The sequence below is a fragment of the Rhodococcoides kyotonense genome, assembly GCF_900188125.1.
GTDB classification, from domain to species: domain Bacteria; phylum Actinomycetota; class Actinomycetes; order Mycobacteriales; family Mycobacteriaceae; genus Rhodococcoides; species Rhodococcoides kyotonense.
Window position 1 is genome coordinate 13,164 of record NZ_FZOW01000017.1, and the last position, 20,873, is coordinate 34,036.

The 20,873-nt window shown below is 63.6% G+C and carries 18 protein-coding genes; 5 read left to right on the forward strand and 13 right to left on the reverse strand.

Annotated features, from left to right (window positions below; translation table 11 throughout):
• Positions 1 to 2: 2 nt before the first annotated feature.
• From CHB96_RS23285 to CHB96_RS23335, 11 genes are all read right to left on the reverse strand, one after another.
• Positions 3 to 314 (reverse strand): antibiotic biosynthesis monooxygenase family protein, encoded by a 312-nt coding sequence (locus tag CHB96_RS23285; RefSeq protein ID WP_089250778.1) that lies wholly within the window; start codon positions 312 to 314, stop codon positions 3 to 5.
• A 34-nt stretch (positions 315 to 348) separates the two neighbouring features.
• The gene (locus tag CHB96_RS23290; RefSeq protein WP_089250780.1) at positions 349 to 1,443 is read right to left on the reverse strand and encodes an alkene reductase; all 1,095 of its coding nucleotides are present in this window, start codon (positions 1,441 to 1,443) and stop codon (positions 349 to 351) included.
• Positions 1,430 to 1,861, reverse strand: a complete 432-nt coding sequence (locus tag CHB96_RS23295) for a nuclear transport factor 2 family protein (protein WP_089250782.1) — start codon at positions 1,859 to 1,861, stop codon at positions 1,430 to 1,432. The genes CHB96_RS23290 and CHB96_RS23295 overlap by 14 nt, the downstream gene beginning before the upstream one ends.
• Positions 1,862 to 1,893: 32 nt before the next feature.
• Complete coding sequence (locus tag CHB96_RS23300) at positions 1,894 to 2,715, reverse strand: AfsR/SARP family transcriptional regulator (protein ID WP_089250784.1); 822 nt, start codon at positions 2,713 to 2,715, stop codon at positions 1,894 to 1,896.
• A 115-nt stretch (positions 2,716 to 2,830) separates the two neighbouring features.
• Positions 2,831 to 5,896, reverse strand: a complete 3,066-nt coding sequence (locus CHB96_RS23305; protein WP_141136543.1) for an AfsR/SARP family transcriptional regulator — start codon at positions 5,894 to 5,896, stop codon at positions 2,831 to 2,833.
• Between the two features lie 22 nt (positions 5,897 to 5,918).
• Positions 5,919 to 7,514, reverse strand: coding sequence for an ABC transporter ATP-binding protein (locus CHB96_RS23310; protein ID WP_089250788.1), 1,596 nt, complete (start codon positions 7,512 to 7,514; stop codon positions 5,919 to 5,921).
• Complete coding sequence (locus tag CHB96_RS23315) at positions 7,511 to 8,353, reverse strand: ABC transporter permease (RefSeq protein ID WP_089250790.1); 843 nt, start codon at positions 8,351 to 8,353, stop codon at positions 7,511 to 7,513. The genes CHB96_RS23310 and CHB96_RS23315 overlap by 4 nt, the downstream gene beginning before the upstream one ends.
• Positions 8,350 to 9,306 carry an ABC transporter permease gene (locus CHB96_RS23320; protein ID WP_141136544.1) on the reverse strand — a complete coding sequence of 319 codons (957 nt, stop codon included), beginning with the start codon at positions 9,304 to 9,306 and terminating at the stop codon, positions 8,350 to 8,352. Before CHB96_RS23320 ends, CHB96_RS23315 begins: the two co-directional genes overlap by 4 nt.
• A complete protein-coding gene (locus tag CHB96_RS23325; RefSeq protein WP_089250794.1) occupies positions 9,303 to 10,904 on the reverse strand; it encodes an ABC transporter substrate-binding protein in 1,602 nt (533 codons plus the stop codon). Before CHB96_RS23325 ends, CHB96_RS23320 begins: the two co-directional genes overlap by 4 nt.
• Before the next feature lie 157 nt (positions 10,905 to 11,061).
• Entirely contained in the window at positions 11,062 to 12,105 is a 1,044-nt protein-coding gene (locus tag CHB96_RS23330; RefSeq protein ID WP_089250796.1) for an LLM class flavin-dependent oxidoreductase, read from the reverse strand.
• A gap of 68 nt (positions 12,106 to 12,173) precedes the next feature.
• Positions 12,174 to 12,620 (reverse strand): MarR family winged helix-turn-helix transcriptional regulator, encoded by a 447-nt coding sequence (locus CHB96_RS23335; protein WP_089250798.1) that lies wholly within the window; start codon positions 12,618 to 12,620, stop codon positions 12,174 to 12,176.
• 186 nt (positions 12,621 to 12,806) lie between these two features.
• Between CHB96_RS23335 and CHB96_RS23340 the strand changes: the two genes are divergently transcribed.
• The 5 genes from CHB96_RS23340 to CHB96_RS23360 are packed head-to-tail and all read left to right on the forward strand — an operon-like array spanning position 12,807 to position 18,709.
• The gene (locus CHB96_RS23340) at positions 12,807 to 14,297 is read left to right on the forward strand and encodes a DHA2 family efflux MFS transporter permease subunit (protein ID WP_089250800.1); all 1,491 of its coding nucleotides are present in this window, start codon (positions 12,807 to 12,809) and stop codon (positions 14,295 to 14,297) included.
• A 37-nt stretch (positions 14,298 to 14,334) separates the two neighbouring features.
• Positions 14,335 to 15,258 carry a zinc-binding dehydrogenase gene (locus CHB96_RS23345; RefSeq protein WP_089250802.1) on the forward strand — a complete coding sequence of 308 codons (924 nt, stop codon included), beginning with the start codon at positions 14,335 to 14,337 and terminating at the stop codon, positions 15,256 to 15,258.
• A gap of 34 nt (positions 15,259 to 15,292) precedes the next feature.
• Positions 15,293 to 16,261, forward strand: coding sequence for a quinone oxidoreductase family protein (locus CHB96_RS23350; protein ID WP_089250804.1), 969 nt, complete (start codon positions 15,293 to 15,295; stop codon positions 16,259 to 16,261).
• Positions 16,258 to 17,874, forward strand: a complete 1,617-nt coding sequence (locus tag CHB96_RS23355; RefSeq protein WP_089250806.1) for an FAD-dependent monooxygenase — start codon at positions 16,258 to 16,260, stop codon at positions 17,872 to 17,874. The genes CHB96_RS23350 and CHB96_RS23355 overlap by 4 nt, the downstream gene beginning before the upstream one ends.
• A 58-nt stretch (positions 17,875 to 17,932) precedes the next feature.
• Positions 17,933 to 18,709 carry an SDR family NAD(P)-dependent oxidoreductase gene (locus CHB96_RS23360; protein WP_217899980.1) on the forward strand — a complete coding sequence of 259 codons (777 nt, stop codon included), beginning with the start codon at positions 17,933 to 17,935 and terminating at the stop codon, positions 18,707 to 18,709.
• A gap of 6 nt (positions 18,710 to 18,715) precedes the next feature.
• On the opposite strand, the gene CHB96_RS23365 is transcribed toward CHB96_RS23360, so the two are convergent.
• Both CHB96_RS23365 and CHB96_RS23370 read right to left on the reverse strand, forming a co-directional pair.
• Complete coding sequence (locus tag CHB96_RS23365; protein ID WP_141136545.1) at positions 18,716 to 19,756, reverse strand: methyltransferase; 1,041 nt, start codon at positions 19,754 to 19,756, stop codon at positions 18,716 to 18,718.
• Between the two features lie 14 nt (positions 19,757 to 19,770).
• The gene (locus CHB96_RS23370) at positions 19,771 to 20,826 is read right to left on the reverse strand and encodes a ketoacyl-ACP synthase III family protein (protein WP_217899981.1); all 1,056 of its coding nucleotides are present in this window, start codon (positions 20,824 to 20,826) and stop codon (positions 19,771 to 19,773) included.
• Positions 20,827 to 20,873: the final 47 nt, after the last annotated feature.

Sequence of the window (20,873 nt, forward strand, 5' to 3'; positions counted from 1 at the left end):
GGTCAGTCGGGCCGTACTGCCGACAGACCCTGGCCGTGCAGTACCACTTCGGTCAGGTGCGGTTCACCGGTCATCACCTTGGTGACGTGGCCGAGACGTTCGCGAAAGATGCTGTCGCTGACCGATGCACGGAACAGTTCCTCCGATTCCCACTCGGCCACGTTATAGTAGACGTCGGGGTCCTTGGTCGACCTCACCAGAAGGTACCGAATCAGTCCTGGCTGGGTCTCCATGTGCTCGGCGACGTGCGCGTAGCTCTTCTCGAGTTCCTGGGCTTCACCGGTGAGCGTCAGCTTGTTGATGAACACGGTCATGAAGATTCTCCTCGTGTGGATACGGAATATGGTTTCAGACAGTCGAACTCGATGCAGCGATGGGATAGTCGATGTACCCTCGGCGACCGCCCTCGTAGAACGTGGTCGGATCGGGAACACTCAGGGGCGTTCGACGGCTCAATCGTTCGGGCAGATCGGGGTTCGCAATGAAGTGCCGACCGAAGGAGACCAGGTCGAATCCGTCGTTCAGCACGGTGTCGGTGCGCTTCAGAGTGGCGTCCACGTCGCTGCCGCCGGTGCCGGCGTTCATGATCGCGAGGCCCGGCCACCCGCGTCGGAGTAGCTTCGCTGTATCGGGATCACTCCCGGCGACGAAATGCAGATAGGCGACGCCGACGTCGGTCAGTCCCTGGACGAGATGGGTATAGACCTCTACCGGCTCGTTCTCGTGCATGTCGTTGAGCGGGAAGCCTGGGGACAGTCGCACCCCGACCCTGTCACCTCCGATCGCCTCGGCCACCGCTGCCGTGGTCTCGAGCACGAATCGCGAACGGTGAGATGCGCTGCCACCGTATCGGTCGGACCGAGTGTTGGTGACGTCACCGAGGAACTGATGCAGCAGATAACCGTTGGCTGCGTGCAACTCGACGCCGTCGAACCCAGCGTCGACGGCGGTACGCGCGCACCGGACGAAGTCGTCGATCGTGGATCCGATGTCGGACCGTGTCATGGGCCGAGGCACCTCGTACTCTCGCGGCCCGAAGAAGGTTCGAGCATGACCTGCGGGTTTCACCGCTGATGGGGCAAGCGGATGCGAACCGTGCAGCGTCGAATGTGTCATCCTGCCCGCATGCATGATCTGCAGGAAGATGCGCCCGCCGCGTTCGTGCACGCTGTTCGTGACGGCAGTCCATGCGGCCGCGTGCTCTGCGGAATGAAGACGAACGCTGTGCGGGTGGCTCACTGCCGCGATACTCGGGTGGGTCGCTTCTGCGATGATGAGGGCCGCAGATGCTCTCTGGCCGTAGTATTCGGCGACGATCGGCTCGGCCGTGCCGTCGCGCGTCGCACGCCCGCGGCCCATGGGGGACATGACGATTCGGTTGGGCAGCTCGATACTTCCCAGTCGAAGCGGCTCGAACAGTCTTGGCGAATCAGGTGTTGTCATGTGTCACCAACCTCCGGCTGACCAGGATGCTGGTGTCGGTGACGTGGAGTGTGTCCTCGGCAGTAGTGTTCAGATACACGCGGGCCTCGCCGTCGGGAGTGGTCTCGAATACCGTTGCGTAGTAGCGAGTCCGGACGGTGTGCGCGTCGACGGGATCGGCGGTTACCATTCCGAACCAGTGTCGTCGCGAGATGCCACGCGCGGCAAGCGCATCCATTCCCTTCTGCATCCCCACCTCGATGTCGACTCGGCCGACCTTCGGGTGCGGTTTGACGTTCTGGCCGAAGACTCCGTCCTCGGTGAAGTCGGCAGCCCACTGCTTCGCGTCGCCGGCGTCCAACGTCTGCACGTGTCGTGCGTAGAAGTCGAGAATGCGAGAGTACGTCGTTGCGTCGACAGTTCGGGTAGCGGTTGTCATGGCAGTAGTGCTCCGTTCGGTTCGAGGAGTTCTCAGGCGGAACGCACCGGCCGCGTGGCCGCGCTCGGACGTGTGATGTGCTCCATGTGTGTCTGTGTCGATGCCAGGATGTCTCGTTGCAGCCGTTGAGCTTTGATCGTCGGATCCAGTCCGAGTTCGGTGTTGAGAAGTCTGCGGAGGGACGAGTACGCCTCCAGCGCCTGCACTGGTCTACCTTGGTCTCGCAGCGCCGTCATGAGTTGTATGTGGAAGGTCTCGTTGAGCGGGTGCCGATGAGTAGCCAGGCGAAGCGCACTCAGGATCTTCCGGCTGTCCCCGATGGCGATCGACGCGTCGAAGTAGAGTTCCGACAGTGCGGTCTGCTCCTCCTCCACGCCGCTGAGGAACACGCGGAGCTCGGGCCCGCATTTCACGTCGGCGAGCGACTCGCCATGCCAGTACGCGAGCGCGGTTGCGGCTTCCTTTGCTGCGGTGTGCAAGTCGTGACGTTCTTCGGCGAGGGACGCACGCTCGGCGGCCGCTCGCATCGACACCAGGTCCAGTTCGCCCGCGGATGTCTGGAAGATGTATCCGCGTTCGGTGGTCACGAGTCTGGATCGACCGTCCGGGGTCTCCGCCAAACCGCTGGTGCACAGTAGCTTTCGAATCTGCATGACGTACGTGTGCAATGTCGATTGGGCACTTGCCGGCGGACGATCCACCCAGAGTTCGTCGATGCACCGGTCCACGGTGACGACAAGATTCGCGTGAGCCAGAAACAGCGCAAGCAACTGTCGTTGTTTCGGTGCTCTCGGCGCACAGTTGGCACGCTCGGGATCGGAGACCGACAGCGGACCGAGGATGTGAAAATTCACTTCGAGTACCTCTTCCTGTTCGTTGGATCCGGCGAAGCGTTCGAATGGGAGCGTGATCGATGCCGCTTACCGATCGCTTAACGCACGCCTTCGCGAAGGAAAGTTGTGCCGAAGGTCACGTTTCGATCGTGCGCACCCAGGTGGACAGCCCCGCACGGTCGGCGATTCGGAGCGCGTCCGCGACGAGTTCGGCGCGCCGGGGCGACGCGCTGCCGGACGGTAACGCCTGCACGCTCTCGAGCCGCGCGAGTTCGATCAAGGCTTCGCACTCGGCCTGGGGATGTCCGATCGATCGGGCGAACTCCGCGGTCTCCTCCAGCCGTCGTCGAGCCGCGTCGTACTGTCCTTGCCCGACGAGGATTCGAGCCTGGGCGTTCCCCAGATTGACCTCGATCGCGGTGAAGCCGCGGGTGCGAGCGATGGTGCGCGCTTCGGTGCAGGTGCGTTGGGCCTCCGCGAATCGGTTGCGCTGCAGCGACAACAGCGTCCACCCGTACAGTGCGAGCGCGAGCGGGAAGTCCGTCGCCTGCTCTCTGCCTGCTTGCACAGCGGAGGTGAGGTGCAGTTGCGCCTCGTCGTACCGACGGAGCGCCACACAGGCGATCGCCAGCCGTGCTCGTGCCGTCGGCAGGGCGTCGACGTTGTTGTCCTCGGTGTAGATCGCCAACGCCTCGGTGTAGTGGTCGTAGGCCCGCCTTGGTGAACCGTCCGCGTGGAAGGCCATGGCCAGGTCGGAGTGGAAAGATGCCTCCATGAGTCGATTTCGTTCCAGCACGCTCAGCTCCAGGCCTTGGAGCAGGAACGAGATCGAGGCGGGGAGATTCTTGCGTGGTCCCTGAAGTTGGTTTCGCGCCAGCGAATGCAGGTGGAACATGTCGTATTCGGTGATGGACATCTCGTCCAACAGCTTCCTGGATTCGCCGAGGTGATCGGCTGCTCCGTCGATGTCGTGCAGACCCTGCATCGCCAGTGCGAGATCGACCTTCATGATCGCGATCCACTTGCGGTCGCCCAGTTCTTCGGCGGCATGCAGTCCTTGCTGGGCGACGGAATACCACTCCGGGTAGTCCCGCTCGGTCATGAAGTACCCGAGCATCGCGTAGGCGATGTCGACGACCTGGACGTATCTGCCGCGTCGGTTCCCTTCCTCCACCGCCTTGCGAAGATTCGTGGATTCGCGGCGCATCCACCTGAGTGTGATGGCGCGCTCGTCCGACGCGCTCGAACACCCTGTGGCAGAGCCCGATTCGGCACGGGCATCAGGCAGCGGCGAAATCAGAGCCGTGGCTTCTCGCGCAGTGCTGACGTACCACCCGTAGAACGCGTCGAGGCTCTTGTGAGAGTCCACGATATCGAGGTCCGCGGTGCTGACCTCTCGCGCATAACTTGCGATCAGGTCGTGGAACTCGAAATCGCCATCGCCCTGGTGTTCGAGCAGACTTGCGTCGGCGAGATTCGCCAACAGCTGCGAGGCCACCTCGATGCTCACCCCTGCCAGGCGTGCGCTGTTGGCAGCATTGAAACGCAGGGTGGGAATCTGGCCGAGGCTCGCGAAGAAGCGCCTGGACAACGCCGCGAGATGCCGATACGACACCTCGAACGCGACGCGGACAGCCGTCTGCGGTGTGCTTCCGAGTTCGAGGGCCGACAGGGCGTCGTGGCCACGCAGACGGGCCGCATAATCGTCCAGTCCGACCCAGGTCCGGCTCGACAGATAACTGCCCGCGATGCGCAGTGCCAACGGCAGCCTGCCGCACAGTTCGGCGATCTCGAGGAGTGTGTCGGGGTTGGGATCGGAGCGCTCCCCGTCGAGTATCGCCGCAAGCAGATCGACGGACTCCTGTGTTGAGAGCGTGCCGATCTGAATCACTTTGGACGCGTATGCGACCCGGAGTTCGGGACGCGACTCTCGGCTGACGGTGATCACCGCACATGTCGACGAACCGGGGATCAAGGGGATGACCTGGCCGTCCTCGACGACGTCGTCCAACACGATCAGTATCCGTCGCTGTGCGACTCTGGTGCGCAGTAGTTTCGACAGGTACTCGGTCTCGCCGCGAATGTCCGTCGTTTCGAGCCCACTCGATTGCAGCAGTTCCGACAGTATTTCGCTCTGTGGTCTCGGATTTCCATCGGGTGAGGCGAGCGAAAGATACCACTGCCCATCGGAATACAGCTCCTCCAACTGGTGAGCGGCTCGTACCGCGAGAGCCGTCTTGCCGACTCCAGGAGCTCCGACGAGCGTCACGACCGGTACACCCGCTCGGTGCTGTAGCGGAGTCAGATACTCGACTACGGTCTCGATCTCGTCGACACGACCGACGAGGAAATCGATGTCCGACGGCAACTGGTGGTGAGTCCGCCATGCAGGATCGCTGTCCGGCAGTGCATCCGGTGGCGATGGGTGTGTCCGCAGTCTGCCGCGTTCGTCGATGATGCGTCGATACAGGTCGCGGATCTCGTCGCCGGGAGCTACTCCCATCTCTCGGTCGAGGTCGGCCTCGTAGGCGAGATAGGATTCCACGGCCGACGGTAGCTCGCCGACGAGATGGAGTGTCAGGACGAGCGCGTGCCGGATGCGCTCGTTGAACGGGAACTCCAGCACCAGCTCGTGAAGTCTGGGCAGCAACTGATCGTGCAGACCCAGTTGCAGCTCGACTTCGACGAGACGCTCTATGGCCCTGACCTTTTCGAACGTCAGATAAGGCACGACATCGCGCTGAAGCGAGCGTGACTGGACCGACCCGAACGGTTCGCCGTGCCATTCCCGCAAAGCGGAATCGAGAAGGTGCCGTTCGCCCGGAAGATCCTGCCCGCGGAGGTTCCGAGCATCCGTGACCGACGTGGTGAATCGATGGAAGTCGACGGCGTCGTGGGGAATCCGCAACTGGTAACCGTCGTGAATTCGGTCGATGGACATCGTGGGGTTCGCTGTCGGTTCGAGCTCGTGCAGTGCGGATCGGAGCCGGGTGATGTGTACTTGCAATGCATTTCGGAAGCGCGCGGGTGGAGCGTCGTCCCACAGGCGGCGCGTCAATTCGTCGATCGAGACCGGAGTGTTCGCCTTCAGCAACAGCGACGCGAGCAGTGTTCGTTGCTTGGACGCGGACAGGTCGAGTGTGCGGCCACGATACTGCGCTGTCAGCGGTCCGAGGATAGTGAAGCGAACTCCCGATGTCATCGTGCCTCCCGGCGTGAGGGGGTCAGGGCACGGGTTGTGCGCGCCCGCCGTGCGATTGCGATGCACCCGCGGGTGCGGGTATGGCGTCGATGAGTTCTCTGGTGTGCACGGACCGCGGCGCCGCGAACAATGCCGACGTCGTGTCGTGGTCCACGATCGAACCGTCGTGCATCACGGCCAACGTCGTGCAGAACGCCCGCGCGACCGACAGATCGTGTGTGATGAACAGGTAGGCGACTCCAGTGTCGCGTTGCAGGTCGACGAGCAGATCGAGAATGGTGGTGCGTGAGCTTGCGTCGAGCGCAGACAGTATCTCGTCGCAGACGATCAGCGCAGGAGACGTGATCAACGCGCGCGCGATCGCGACCCTCTGCCGTTGGCCACCGCTCAGTTGGTGTGGGCGTGCATCGGACAGTGCCCCGGCGTCGAGTCCGACGCGGCCGAGGACGGTGGTCACCAGATCGGAGATGTGTGCCGACGGAGTCCTGTTCAGCCGAAGCGGTTCTGCGACGACGCGGGCTACCGTCCAGCGTGGGTCGAGTGTGGCATCGGGGTTCTGGGGGATGTATGCCACGTTCCCGACCGACAGGGTCCCCCGTGTCGGTGCGAGGTTGCCTGCGACGATCTTGCCCAGAGTGGACTTGCCCGAGCCGGATTCGCCGATCAGTCCTACCGTCTCGCCTGCCTCGATGCGCAGCGAAGACCCACGCAGAGCCCATATCGTGTCGGGCGCGTCGACGTGGCGGTCGTATGTCTTGGCGACGTCGACGACGGTGCACACGGAGGGACGAGGCGTCGTCAGGTGCGGTGCAGTGTTCGGTGCAGACACGGAGTACGTGCTGGCGTGTACCAACTTTCGGGTGAAAGGATGCTCTGCTCTTTCCAGAATGTTCGTGGGCGAGCCGGATTCGGCCACGCGGCCGCGGAACAGGACCGTCACCCGGTCGCTTCTGTCGGTCGCGAGCGCGAGATCGTGGGTGACAAGGAGGAGTCCGAGGCCTCGGTCGACGGTCAGTTGCTGGAGCGTGTCGAGGATGCGCTTCTGGACGGTGGTGTCGAGTGCACTGGTCGGCTCGTCCGCCAGGATCAGCTTCGGGCGCCCGGCGAGCGCGACGGCGATGAGGACGCGTTGCTTGAGTCCACCGGAGAGTTCGTGGGGATAACTCGACAACCTCGATGCAGCACGCGGAAGTTGCGCGGCGTCGAGCAGTTCCACCGTGCGCCGCTGAATTGTCGACCGGTCGAACTTCCCGTAGCTACGCAGTGCATGCCGCACCGTCGCCCCCACCGTCAGAGTGGGATTCAGCGACTGAGCGGGATCCTGAGGCACGAAGCCGATGGTTCTACCGCGGAGCGCGCGGTAACGCCGAGGCGACAGCGTGGTGGTCTCGATACCGTCGACTGTCACCGAGCCGGATTCGACGACGAGAGCAGGAGGGAGCAGACCGTCGATTGCCCTGAGGATCGTCGACTTCCCCGATCCCGATTCGCCGACGAGTGCATGGATCGATCCGCTCTCGACGGCGAACGACACATCGTCCACGATCCGCTGGCCGCCGCGCCTGGTGACGACGGACAGTTCATGGACGTCGAGCAAGTTGGTGCTGTTGATGGTCATGCCCTTCGTCCTTGTGCCCCACGTATGTTCCGACCGATGACGAACAGAGCCAGGACGCACGCGACGATGGTGGCACTGGGCAAGGTGACGAGCCACCAGGCGTTGGAGAGGTGGGCTCGGCCCTCTGCAACGAGCGAACCCCATTCGGGGGTCGGGGGTTGAGCTCCGAATCCGAGGTAGCTCAATGCCGATACCGCCAGAATTGCCCCCGCGAACTCGGGGAGCAGAAGGGTAGCGACGGGCGTCGTCGAATTGGGGATGACGTGGGACCGCAGGACCCGCCAGCTGCCTGCGCCCATATCGCGTGAATGCTGCACGTACGGTGCGAGCCCGACCCGACGGACCTCCGAGCGTGTGATGCGTGCGAGGCTGGCCGCACTTGCGATCCCCACCGCGATGGCGACGTCGACCGTGCCCTGCCCGAGCACGCTGATCACGATGAACGCGATCAGCAGCCCGGGAACGGCCAAGAAGATGTCGACCAGGCGCATCGACACACCATCGACGAATCCGCCGAAATAACCTGCGATCCCGCCGATTATCGTTGCGAGGCTTGCTCCCACGAGCACGGCGACTGCCGCCGCGGCCACCGACACACGAGTGCCGTGTACCACTCGGCTGAAGAGATCGCGGCCGAGCGAGTCCGTTCCGAACCAGTGGTCACCACTGGGCGGGAGGAGTTTGTCGACGATCTCGCCTCGCACGGGATCGTAGGACGTTAAGGAACCCGGAGCGATGATCCACCACGCGAGTGTTACGACGACGACAACGCTCACCACGAGCGTCGGTCGTCGTACGAGGTGACGTGAAGACCGTCCAAGTGTCTGTGCTGCACTCATACTCGAGCCTTGCCACGCCGCCGACGGTCGAGTCGGGGATCGAGGGCGCTGTTGACGGTATCGGTGAGCATCCCGGTGACGGCGAATGTCAGAGCCGCCAACACGGTGATACCGAGTATTACCGGTAGATCACGATTGGTGACAGAATCCGCGAGCAATCGACCCAATCCTGTTCTACCGTATATCGTTTCCACGATGACGGTGCCACCGAACAAGCCTGCCATCAGAATACCGATCTGAGCGATGCTCGCAGGCAGCGCGTTTCGGAGTGCGTGCGCGATCTGTACGCGACTCTCCGACTCGCCTGCGGCTCGGGCTGCGAGAACGTAGTCGGAGTCGAGTGCACTTTCGAGGCCGCGAATGAGCAACTGCGCGAACGCAGCCGCCACCGGGATCGCCAAAGTGATGCTGGGCAGCACGACGGTCGCTGGGCCGTTGGAACCGAAGGCGGGCAGGACCCGCAGTTGGAACGAGAAGATCTGAAGGAGAGTCAACGCGACGATGAAGCTCGCTACCGACAGCCCGAGTGTGGGCAGCGCAGTCAGGGAGCTCCGTATCCCACCCTCGGGCAACCGTGTCACGACAAGCGCGAAGACGAATCCGACCGACACCCCGACCGCCAGCGCGATCGAAGCCAGAATGGCGGTGTTCGCGATCGCACCGAACATCATCTCTCGCACCGGTTCGCCGGTGCGAACGGAGTTCCCGAAATCGCCGCCGAGGTAGCGGACCACGTAATCCAGGTACTGCTCGATCGGACTACGGTCGAGTCCGAGCTCGGTCCGGAGCCGATCCAGTTCTGCCGGATCGACGTCGGTTGCCGTGCCGGTCGCGACGTACATGATCGCGACCGCGTCGCTCGGCAGTAGGAACAGCGTCACGAACGTGATGGTGAAGGCACCCCAGACGACGAGCAGTACGTGTGCGACTCGCGTGAGCGGTCGCAGGGTCACGACCCGGCCTTCCACACGTCGTAGACGAATCCTTGGCGTGAGCGGAATCCTTCGAGTCCGTCCGCTCCTGCGTAGACGTTCGGGTTCTCGAAATCGGGGAAGAACAGTCCTCGCTCCACGAGTGCCTGCTGCGCCTGGGCGGCGGCGGCCGTACGCGCATCGGAATCGGTTGTCGACCTGATGGATTCGAGTACTGGAACGAGATCGGGGGCAAGCTGGGAAATGTTGGACGACCCGACGGTGTCGGTGGCGAAGATGGAACGCAGCACATCGGGATCGTTGGTTCCCACCTGACGGAGGAACAGGTCGAAACGTCCCGATGTGAGAATCTCGGCTACCTGTGCCGGGTCGATCGACTGGAGCACCAATTCGACTCCGATGTCGGACAGTTGCTGCTTGATCAACTCCAGGTTCCTGATGTTGCCGTAGACCACGTCGAGCGACAACCTGGTTCCGTCCTTGACTCGGACTCCGTCGTCTCCCAGAACCCAACCGGCACGGTCGAGGTCGTCCGCCGCGGATTCGGGGTCGTGACCCAGCAAGTCGGATTGATCCGCATAGCCCAATGTCGTCGACGACAACACCGAGGTTGCTTGCAGATAGTTGGGCGTCAATGCCGCGATGACCTCTGTACGGTCGATACCGCGTTGAATTGCGGTGCGGACGACCTCGTCCTGGAGGATCGGGCTCTTGGGATTGAGAACCAGTCCGTTCACCAAACCGGGCTGTGATGCCGAGTCGAGCCAGAATCCGTCCTGCGGTACTTGGACCTCGGTGTCGGCGTCGACCTCGGTGATCAGATCGACCTGTCCGGACGTCAGCGCCCCGAGTCGAGTTGCGGATTCGGGGAGGAAGTTCCACGTCACCGTGTCGAGATACGCCGCACCGGTATGAGTAGCGTCGCCGGGTGCCCAGTCGTAGTCGGGACGTTTACGGACTTCCACGGACTCACCGGGAGAATAGGATTCGATGACGAAGGGGCCCGTGCCCGAGATGTCGCCTGCCCTGCGGCTGTCGAGCGGTTTGCTCAGCGATTCTCTCGAGATGATCCCCAGCGAGGGCGACGCGGTAGCGGAGAGGAAGCCGGCTGTAGGTGCCGTGAAATCGATGCGAACGGTCAGGTCGTCGATTGCCTCGGCGCCCGCATACCCCGTCAGTGGCCCGCGCGACGCAGGCGCCTGGGGGCCGAGTGCCTGCAGGCTGTTGAAGTTTTCGGCGACAACCGTTGCGTCGAGTGGAGATCCGTCGCTGAACGTGATGCCGGGCCGAAGGACGAACGTGAAGGACGTGGCGTCGTCGGAGGCGGACCAGGAGGATGCGAGGCCCTCGGTGAGAGTTCCGTTCTGCTTGTCCTGGCGGACCAAGGTCTCCACGACACCGAGATCCGGTGCATAGGACACCACGAGCTGAGGGTCCAACGTGGTTGGTGCGTAACTGATTCCGATCGACGCAGATCCGCCTTCGACGGGCTCGGTCGATTCGCCGGCGCCGTTGTCGGCCGCACTCTCGGACGAGCATGCCGTCAGCAGGCTGAATGCGGTGATCAGCGCTATCCCCGAGAGCGCCGATCTGCGCACTGTCGAACTCTTCGATTTCATGTCAAGCCTTCGCGTCGATAGGACCAGGACTGCTCACTGCCATCGACGAGTCAGCCGGGCACATCGAACATTAAGTGAGGCGGGAGCGCACCTCAATAGTTCGAATTCCGCTGATCTTATCTATGAGCCCGACGTCATCGAGTTGTTGAAACTCGGATCACGCAGACACAGAGGAACTTCGAGACGCGGTCGATGTGGTCTCGAAGATCTCGGCAAGTGAGCGATAGGAGTCTAGCTTCGCAATCGGGTCGTGGATCGACGAAAGTACGATCAATTCATCGGGATTCAACGCATCCTGTATCGACACTAGAGTCTCGCGAACCTGATCCGGCGTGCCGACGACGCAGCGAGGCCACTCGGCCTCTTCGAATTCGAGCGGATCCGGCAATGAGCGGAGGCCGGCGAAGGCTTCTTCGGGGGACGGGAGGGGGCGAAGGTCACCGATGCGCATCCGCGCGCGAAACAAGCGCTGGCTCGAAAAGAGGTACTGGGCTTCCTTCTCCGTCGGTGCGCAGAAGATCGAGATTCCGATCTGGACCCTCGGCGGACGCCCGTCAGGCGATCGAAAACTGCTGCGGTACTGGTTCACTGCCGCGCGCGTCAGCTGAGGTAGGCCGAAGTGTGCGAACGTGTACGGCAGGCCGAACCGGCCGGCGAGATCTGCGCTGGCAAGACTGGCGCCGAGCAACCACACGTCGGGAGGGGGTGCACTCTGCGGCTGCAACGCAATGCCTTCGTATGGATGACCGCCGGGAAATCTCGCCAACGAGAGAAACGCGAGCAATTCGCTCAGGCGTGCCGCGAACTCGTCGTCCGAGTCGACGACGTGCCTGCCTGCCCTGAGCGCGCTCGACGCGGCCGCGTCGGAACCTCCTCCGCCGCGGCCGATTCCGAGGTCGATTCGCGTCGGACTGAGAGAGGATAGCGATCGGAATGTCTCCGCCACCTTCATGGAACTGTAATTGGGTAGCAGCACGCCGCCCGATCCGACTCGAATGGACGACGTGACGGCTGCGATGTGCGAGACGAGAATCTCCGGAGCCGGACTGGCGAACGACCCGGTCGCATGGTGCTCGGCGAGCCAGAAGCGATGGAATCCAAGGGATTCGGCAGCTCGGGCGAGCTCGACCGTGTTTCGAATCGTCTGATCGGGTGTGGTCCCGCTCGGCACGACGGATTGATCGAGGATGGAAAGCTTCATCGGCGTGTGCACCTCTCGGTGTCATGTCACAGCTGTAACTGTTTTCCGTTGTCGGACAGATGAATTCATCAGGGTAATTCGAATCGAAGACGTGCGACCACGGCGGCTGTCCGGGGCTCGAAGGATGCGCCGTCCAGTGCGTCGGACAGCGCCACGCGGCAGGTTCTCACGGCCCTGACTGCAAGGGCGCGGCCCTCGTCGGTGAGTTGGCAATAGACGCCGCGTTTGTCGAAGTCGCAGCTCACCTTCTGTGTCAACCCTCGGCTTTCGAGGCGTTTGACGGTGCGGCTCATGGACGATTGATCCACGCCGGTGGAATCCGCCAGATCCTGGATGCGGAGTCCCTGCGGGTTGCCTGCGGTCAGCTCGGACAGAACGAAGACTTCGTGCATGGTGAGTTCGTGCTTCCGGGCGACCACCCGGTTGACTTCCTGCGTGATCCGACCGGACAGGACCGTCAGGGCGCGCCACTGATCGAGTTCTGTCGAATCCTGCTGTGACCTGGTGGTCGCCATGAAAGTACCTACACGATCTTCGTGAGCTGTGAATGTATGCGCATTCATCTATTTCTACCAGATTGCCCGGACTTGTCGATCGTAACCGCTTGCATTTGAGCTGTCCATCGCGTCAACTAGATGTATGTGCATGCATCGATTGCGCATCCGAATTTATGAATCAGACATTCGACAGGGGGAACGTTCATGACCAACGACAGCGATATCGATCGGCAGGAACCGCACACGGAAAGTCCGGATACGCGTCTGGACCCGGCGTTCATGCAGATGGCACTGGTCCTCTTGCTGGCCATGCTGATGGCCCTTCTCGACGAGACGATCGTCAACGTCGGTGTGAAGTCGTTGACCGCCGAGTTCGGAGCCACGCTGGCGACGATCCAGTGGGTCACCGCCGGCTACATTCTGGCGGTCGCGGTGGCGACCCCGTTCGCCGGATGGGCCGTCGACCGCTTCGGTGGCAAGCGGATGTGGCTCGCCGCCGTCGGGGTCTTTCTGGCCGGCTCTCTGCTGTGCGGGCTCGCATGGTCGGCTGAGTCGCTCATCGGGTTCCGCGTCGTGCAGGGCCTGGGCGGCGGAATGATCATTCCGATCGTGCAAACGGTGTTGGCCAGGACCGCCGGCGAGGCTCGGGTTGCCAAGGCCATGGGTTTGATCTCGATTCCGTTGACGCTCGGCCCGATTCTCGGCCCGATCATCGGCGGCGTGTTGATCGACGCGGCCAGCTGGCGCTGGATGTTCTGGATCAACGTCCCCATCGGCATCATCGCGCTCGCGCTCGGCGTCCTCAAACTGCCCGCGGACGAGAAGTCCGACGACTCGGTCGCGTCCCTGGACGTGATCGGACTGCTCTTGGTCTCACCCGGTTTTGCGCTGATCATCTACGGACTGACCACGGCCGGCGGTGGCGGTAGCTTCGGTGACATCCGGGTCGTGATCGCGTTCGCGCTGGGGCTCGTACTTCTCGCAGGCTATGTGGTGCACGCCCTGACTACACGGTCCACACCGTTGATCGACGTGCGCATGTTCCGCAACCGGGGCTTCTCCTTCGCGGTCGTCACGATGTTCCTCGTCGGTGCCGTGGCGAATTCGATCTTGCTTCTCACCCCGCTCTATCTGCAGCAATCCCGCGACTTCGACGCCTTCCACGCAGGGCTGTTGCTCATTCCCTCCGGCGTGCTCGGCGCCGCCGGTGCCATCTCGTCGGGCAAGCTCGCCGACAAGTTCACGGCACGAACCACCTCGACCATCGGCATGGCGATCACCGCGGTGGGGGCCGCGGGATTGGTGACCGTCGGTAGCGGGACGAGCCAGATCTACCTACTTCTGGCGGTGGGAATCACCGGATACGGGATCGGGCTGACCGCGCCGGGAACCATGGCGCACATGTACAAGGTCGTGGGTGCCGAACGTGCCGCGCGTGCGACGAGTGCGCTGTTCATCTTCAACCAACTCGGTGGGGCCATCGGAATCGCTTCGGTAGCAGTGCTGTTGGAGACGCGACTCGACGGCGATGAGGGATATCCGGCCGCGGCCTATGGCGGCGTGTACTGGCTTGTCGTGGGCTTCGCCGTCGTCGCAGCGTTGTCCGCTCTGCTGATTCCCGGCAAGTTCCGTGTCACGGCACCCGACAATCCGGCCGGGCTGGACCGAGACTCGACCGAAGAGACGTACCAATGACACACAGGGGTGAACCACGAACACGTAAGGACAATCTGTGAAGGCGATCGTGAGCGACGGGGGATTCGGCACGCGGTTCGAGGATGTGCCGGATCCTCTACCTCGGGACGACGAGATTCTGGTGGAGGTGCAGGCGACGTCGATCAACAGGGCGGATCTGTTGATCGCGTCGAAGCAGCCGCGGGGGACTCAGTTGGGGATCGACTTCGTCGGTACGGTCCTGACGACCGCGGCCGACGGCTCGGGGCCCGCACGCGGGCAGCGAGTCGTCGGTCTCGCGAAGAACAATTCGTGGTCCGAAGTGGTGGCCGTGTCGACCGATCGCGTCGCGACACTGCCCGGTGAACTCGACGCACCGGCAGGCGCGGTACTGCCCGTGGCAGGTCTCACGGCTCTGTACGCCCTCGAACGGGCCGGATCGCTTCTCGGCCGCAGCCTTCTGGTGACCGGTGCGAACGGCGGCGTCGGGCATCTGGCCGTGCAACTCGCGGCGGCGTCGGGCGCGGACGTGATCGCGCAGATTCGTGAGAACGGAAGACAGTTCGCGCTCGACGAGCTGCCCGACGCGTCCCGCATTTCCATCGAGGCCGCCGATTCGGCAGGCGCCGCACCGATCGACGTACTCCTCGACAGCGTGGGCGGCGCAGTCACCGCCGGGGCCTTTGCGCGAATACGTAAGGGCGGCAACGCCGTCTTCTTCGGCAACACGGTTCGCGAGGACCTGCATCTGCGCCCCGACTGGGGCCATGCGCGACCCGGCGTCAGGATCGAATGGTTGTATCTGCTGGACGAGATCACCCGTCGTGACGTGCCTGCAGACTTGAGTGTCCTTGTGCGGCTTGCCGAAACGCGTCGACTGCGCCCGCACATCGGCGGGTCGTTCGCATGGAGCGACATCGACAAGGCGCTTCGGTCCATCCTCGACCGCGAGGTCGGCGGCAAGGTCGTTCTGACGCTCTGATCCACCTCCATCCGACATCAACCGGGAGTTCGACGTGAAAGCATTCTCGTACTACGAATTCGGTGATCCGTCCGTTCTCGTGCTCGAAGACCGACCGGCGCCGACGGCGGGGCCGGCCGAGGTGGCGATCGACGTCGAAGCGATCGGCGTCAACTTCATCGACACACAGCTGAGGAGAAACTCGGCCCCGTTCCCGTCGTCGTTGCCGGGACGGCCTCACGGAGACGTCGTCGGTGTCGTCTCGCATATCGGCACGGGCGTCGACGACGTGAAGGTCGGTGACCGTGTCGCGGCATGGGGAGTGTCCGACGCGTATGCGGAGGTCGTCGCGGTCGATCGCGCCAATGTCGTTGCGATACCGGAGGACATCGATGCTGCGGTCGCCACCGCACTCGCGTCGACCGCCCAGGTCGCATACGGCGTGCTGCAGGTGGGACGCGTCGCACGCGGGGAAGTCGTCGTCGTACATGCGGCCGCAGGCGCGATCGGCCACATCCTCGTCCAGTTGGCCAGGCTCGCGGGGGCGACGGTCGTCGGCACGGTCGGTTCGGCGTCGAAGGCGGACTTCGTGCGTGGGCTCGGTGCCGATCTGGTGGTCGACTACACGCAGCCTGGCTGGGACGACGAGATCCGTGCACGCTTCGGCGGTGTCGACGTGGTGTGCGACAGCGTCGAAGGCAGTGTGTTCGAGCCGAGTCTGAACCTGTTGAAACCGTTCGGCCGGTTGGTGTACTTCGGTTTCGCAGGCGCGGGAACAGACACCGCCAAGGCGTCGATGCTGTCGTTGCTCGGCCTGAAATACGTGGTGGGAACGTCGTTCGATGCCTGGCTCGCAGCTGCCCCCGAGGAAGCAGAGAAGGGTCGTCGGGTCATCACCGACTATCTGCGGTCGGGCGAGCTCGACGTCGCTCTGCACGAGGTACTTCCGTTGGCCGAGGCCGCGAACGCGCATCGAATCATCGAGAACAGGCAGCAGTTGGGCCGTGTGGTGCTGCGGCCATGACGTCGACCGAGTACGTGGACGTCGCTGTCGTCGGGGCCGGCCCGGCAGGGTTGAGTACCGCGATCTTCCTTGCGTTGCAGGGCGTCTCGGCGAAGGTGTTCGACAGACGGGGTGGGGTGTCGACGGCGGTGAAAGCAACGGGTCAGTACCCGCACACCATGGAGGCCATGAGGTTGGCCGGGCTTGCCGACGCGGTGGCGGAGCATTCTCGTCCCGAGCGTTCCGATTTCTCGCTGGTGGTCGCGAAGACGCTCTCGGGCCCCGTCGTACAGACGTTCGCCAGCGGCGACGCGTTGTCCTTCGACTATGCGACGGACGAGAAGTGGGGCACCGCCAGCCAATCGTCGATGGAACGGATACTGGACGCCCGTGCCCGCGAACTCGGGGTGCACATCGACTACTCCACGCCCGTGGACGCGGTCGATCAGCAGAACGAGTCCGTCGCACTGACACTCGGAGACGGTAGAACCGTGCGGGCGCGATACGTCGTCGCCGCCGACGGGTGGCGAAGCGAAGTGCGGCGCCTCAGCGGGATCACGCTCGACGGTCGAGGGGTCGTCGGGAGGGTCTCTCGTGTGCTGTTCCGTGCCGATCTGACGGATCACCTGGCGCACACGCCCGGTGCGGCGGACGCGTCGAGGTTCGCTGCGATCCACGTCGGGCGCACGGTGGTGTTCAACACCGAAGTACCTGGCCTGTACGGCTTTTTCAAGAACTCCGTGCGAGGCTCGGAGGACTACCTCACCGGTAAGGCGCACGACGTCGTCGTGCAGGAGATGCGGGATGCGCTGGGGGCGCCGGATCTCGACATCGATATCGAGGACGTGTCGACGACGGAGATCGCCTGTGGTGTCGCGTCGAACTTCGTTCGCGGCCGGGTGATCCTGGCAGGCGATGCCGCGCACATCATGCCGCCGACGGGTGGGATGGGCGGTAACACCGCTTATACGGACGGCATGTATCTGGCGTGGCGATTGGCTCTCGTCGTACGTGGCCAGGCGGATCCGGAACTGTTGCAGTCCTACGACGCGGAACGACGACCGTATGCGCAGGAGCTGGTGGAACAGCAGTTCGCGAACATGGTCGACCGCATCGCCCCTGAACTTCGCGATCCTTCTGTGGCCCAGCCTCTTCCGCCGGATCGGTTGGTGTTCGGATATCGGTACCCCAAGGGTGCCGCGGTGCACGAGGTGGACGACGGTGGATCGTACTTCGAGGATCCTCGTCGGCAGTCGGCACGTCCAGGATCACGAATTCCATTCCTGCGGTTGGGTTCCGGATCGAATCGAACGTCGACGACGAGGCTGCTGAGCTACCGTTTCACGGTCGTGGCAGGTCGCGAAGGCGACTTCTGGAGAGAGGCACTCGATTCGGTGCAGGCTTCTCTGGGGCTCGACGTCGACTACCTGCGATGGGGGCACGGCTCATGGGTCGGTGACGAGGACGAGTTCGCCCGCGTGTTCGGAATCGGAGCCACCGGTGCGGTTCTGGTGAGGCCCGACCGAATCGTGGCCTGGCGGTCGCTCAGCGGCAACCCGGTGAGTGCCGCGTCAGAGTTGTTGTCTGCGTTCGATGTTCTGCTGAGGTCGTCGAGTGAACGGATCCTCCAGTAAAGATCGAGCGCACGGTGTCACTGTCGGGTACCCGACCACGACGATGGGACTTGAGACTATGGCGAATCGAGCAGCACTGGTAACCGGTGGCACCAGCGGAATCGGCCTTGCGGTGACGCGCAAGCTTGCGGAGGACGGTTTCGATGTCTTCGTCTGCTCGCGCGATGCGGGAGCGGTCAAGGATGTGGTGTCGGCCTTCGAGGGACAAGGGCTCCGCGTCGACGGCATAGCCGCCGACGTCACGAATCCGAAGGACGTGACGAACCTTGTTGCAGCAGCGGTGAGTCGATGGGGATCGGTGGACGTTCTCGTCAACAACGCCGGACGAAACGGCGGCGGTATCACGGCCGACATCGACGACGACCTCTGGAACAGTGTCATCGAGACGAACCTGAACAGCGTGTTCCGAACCACCCGCGAGGTGCTGAACAACGGCAAGATCTTCGCCTCGGGTTCGGGGCGGATCATCAACATCGCGTCGACCGGTGGCAAGCAGGGTGTCGCGTTCGCGGCGCCGTACTCGGCGGCCAAGCACGGCGTCATCGGGTTCACCAAGGCTCTCGGCAAGGAACTGGCCGAGAGCGGTGTGACGGTCAACGCCGTGTGCCCGGGCTATGTGGAAACTCCTATGGCCGAGCGTGTTCGGCAGGGGTATGCATCGCACTGGGGTATCACCGAGGGGGCGGTGTTGGAGAAGTTCGAGGCGAAGATCCCCCTCGGCCGCTATTCGACGCCGGAGGAGGTCGCGGGCATGGTGGCGTACCTGGCAGGCGAACTCGCGGGTTCGGTCACTGCCCAGGCCGTCAACGTGTGCGGCGGCCTGGGCAACTACTGAAGGTATTCAGCCCCTGGCGATCAGCAGACCGTTGGCGCCGGGGGCCGTCTCCAGTAGGTCGAGTTCGTCGATGTGGCGAAATCCCACCTCGGAGAGGAGAGTGCGATACTCGTCGCGCGTTCGATTCCGACCGGCGTGAGTTTCGAGAATCATGTGAATACCGTGCATGACAGCGGTTTCCGGCGTGGACCGCGAGGAGTCGTCGAAGAACGTCTCCGCGACGATGACTGCCCCGCCGGGTTCGACTGCGGCCCTGCATCTCCCGGCAAGATCCACCACGTCGCGGTCCGACCAGTCGGCCAGCACGTTCGAGAGCAGAATCGCGTCGTGGCCGGTGGGTATCGGATCGGTCCAGAAATCGCCGGCAACCAGCGTCACCCCGGTTCTGTCGGCGATGTTCTCTGCGGCGAGCTCGATCGTGGGTGGGCGATCGAACAGAGTGAAGTGTAGTTCGGGGTAGTGTTCGGCGAATTCGAGGCAATAGGCGCCGATTCCGCCACCGAGATCCAGTACGGAGCCGAACCCACCGAAGTCGAAGGACCGCGCGATGATCGACGCGGTCCATCGCGTGCCGGGGTCGAGGGCGCCGCGAAACCTGGCGCGTGCAACCTCCGGATCGGGATGCGAGTCGAGAGGCCGCTGATTGGGCCACGACGTCGGTGCATCGCTGCGGACAGCGTCCGCCAGAGTGGTCCAGCCCTGATAGCCGCGGAAGTCGTTGAACAGCAGGAAGTCGCCGAAGTAGTACGGCTGTCCGCGGACCAGGAAGTCCGCGGCGACCGTGCTGTTGCAGAAGAGGGGCTCGCCGGAATCCTGTTCTGTCCTGGCGACGAGGCCCAGCCCGACGCAGCCGTCGAGCAGTAGTTGTGCTGTTCTGGCGGGCAGGCCCGTCGTGTCGGCGAAGGTCGATGCGGGCACTCCGGACGGGGTCTGCGCAAGTGCGTCGAACGTGCCCACTTCGACTGCGACGGCCAGCAGGCGTGCGCGGCGGAATCCTGCGGCGATGCTCATCAGTGTCATGGGGTTCGACGTGGGTAGATCGGTCATGAGCACCAGCCTCGTCAGCTGCGGTCGAGTCGCGCTCCATTGGCTCTACAGGTGTCGGTGAATCGAAGGATCGCGCAGGTCCAGCTGAACCCGGCTCCGACACCGAGCATCAGGCAGTGATCACCCTCGGCGACGGTACGGGTGCGCAGCAGGTGGTCGAGTCCGGCGATCTGATCGCCGGGTCCGAGGTGGCCGACTGTTCGTGTCCACTCCCACAGTGTCTTCTCGATCGGAATGCCCAGGGGCGTCAGGAAACCGGCTTCGAGCCGACGACGCCCGAAGTTGGGGACGACGACGTGCGCGACGTCGTCGATGGTGAGTCCACTGTCGTCCAGTGCCGCGGCCACGACGTCGAGCAGACCGCGTGACACCCGCGCGACGGTCGTGCCGGAACCCGCGCGGGAAATGTATTGCCGCTTCAACAGATCCAGGTTCACCGGTGTCCGATACTGCAGAGACGTGCGCGCGAACGGATCATCGCCGCGATGCATTCGCTCGAGTTCCGGCTCGGAGCGACTGTGTATCGCGATCAACTGCGCGAAGCCTTCCGTGCCCAGGATCAGCGCCGTGCCTCCGTCTCCGTACACAGTTCCGGGGTCGCTGCGCCAGCGGTCGAAGTGTGGCTGCACGAACCGGTCTCCTGTGGTGATCAACGCGTGGTCCAGCGAGGACGATCCTAGGTAGTTCGCGGCGATCTGCAGCGCTGCCATACCGCCGTTCGACGCCTGTCGGATCTCCAGCGCGAGGGCACGCCGCGCGCCTGTTCTGCGCTGGACGTAGGACGCGGCCGGCCAGATGTCGTGGCCTTGGTAGGTGAAGTTCGCGTGCAGGAGCAGGCCGATGCTCTCGGGGTCGATTCCGCTGTGTTTCAACGCTTTCTCTGCGGCAGAAGCAGCGAGATCGGGCGGGGCGACGTCCTCGGACGTTGCGGCCGACTGCATCGCCGTCGACCGTGCGAGCGCGGGTGCACAGTGGCCTGCCGCGACAGCATCACCGATGTCGACGAGATCACCTATCTGACTCGACACGGCAGCGACGAACAGCTCGGGTGCGGACGTCGGCGAGGTCACGGGCAGCTCCTTCTCACTCGAAGGCTCCAGCATCGGGTCCGCGGCTT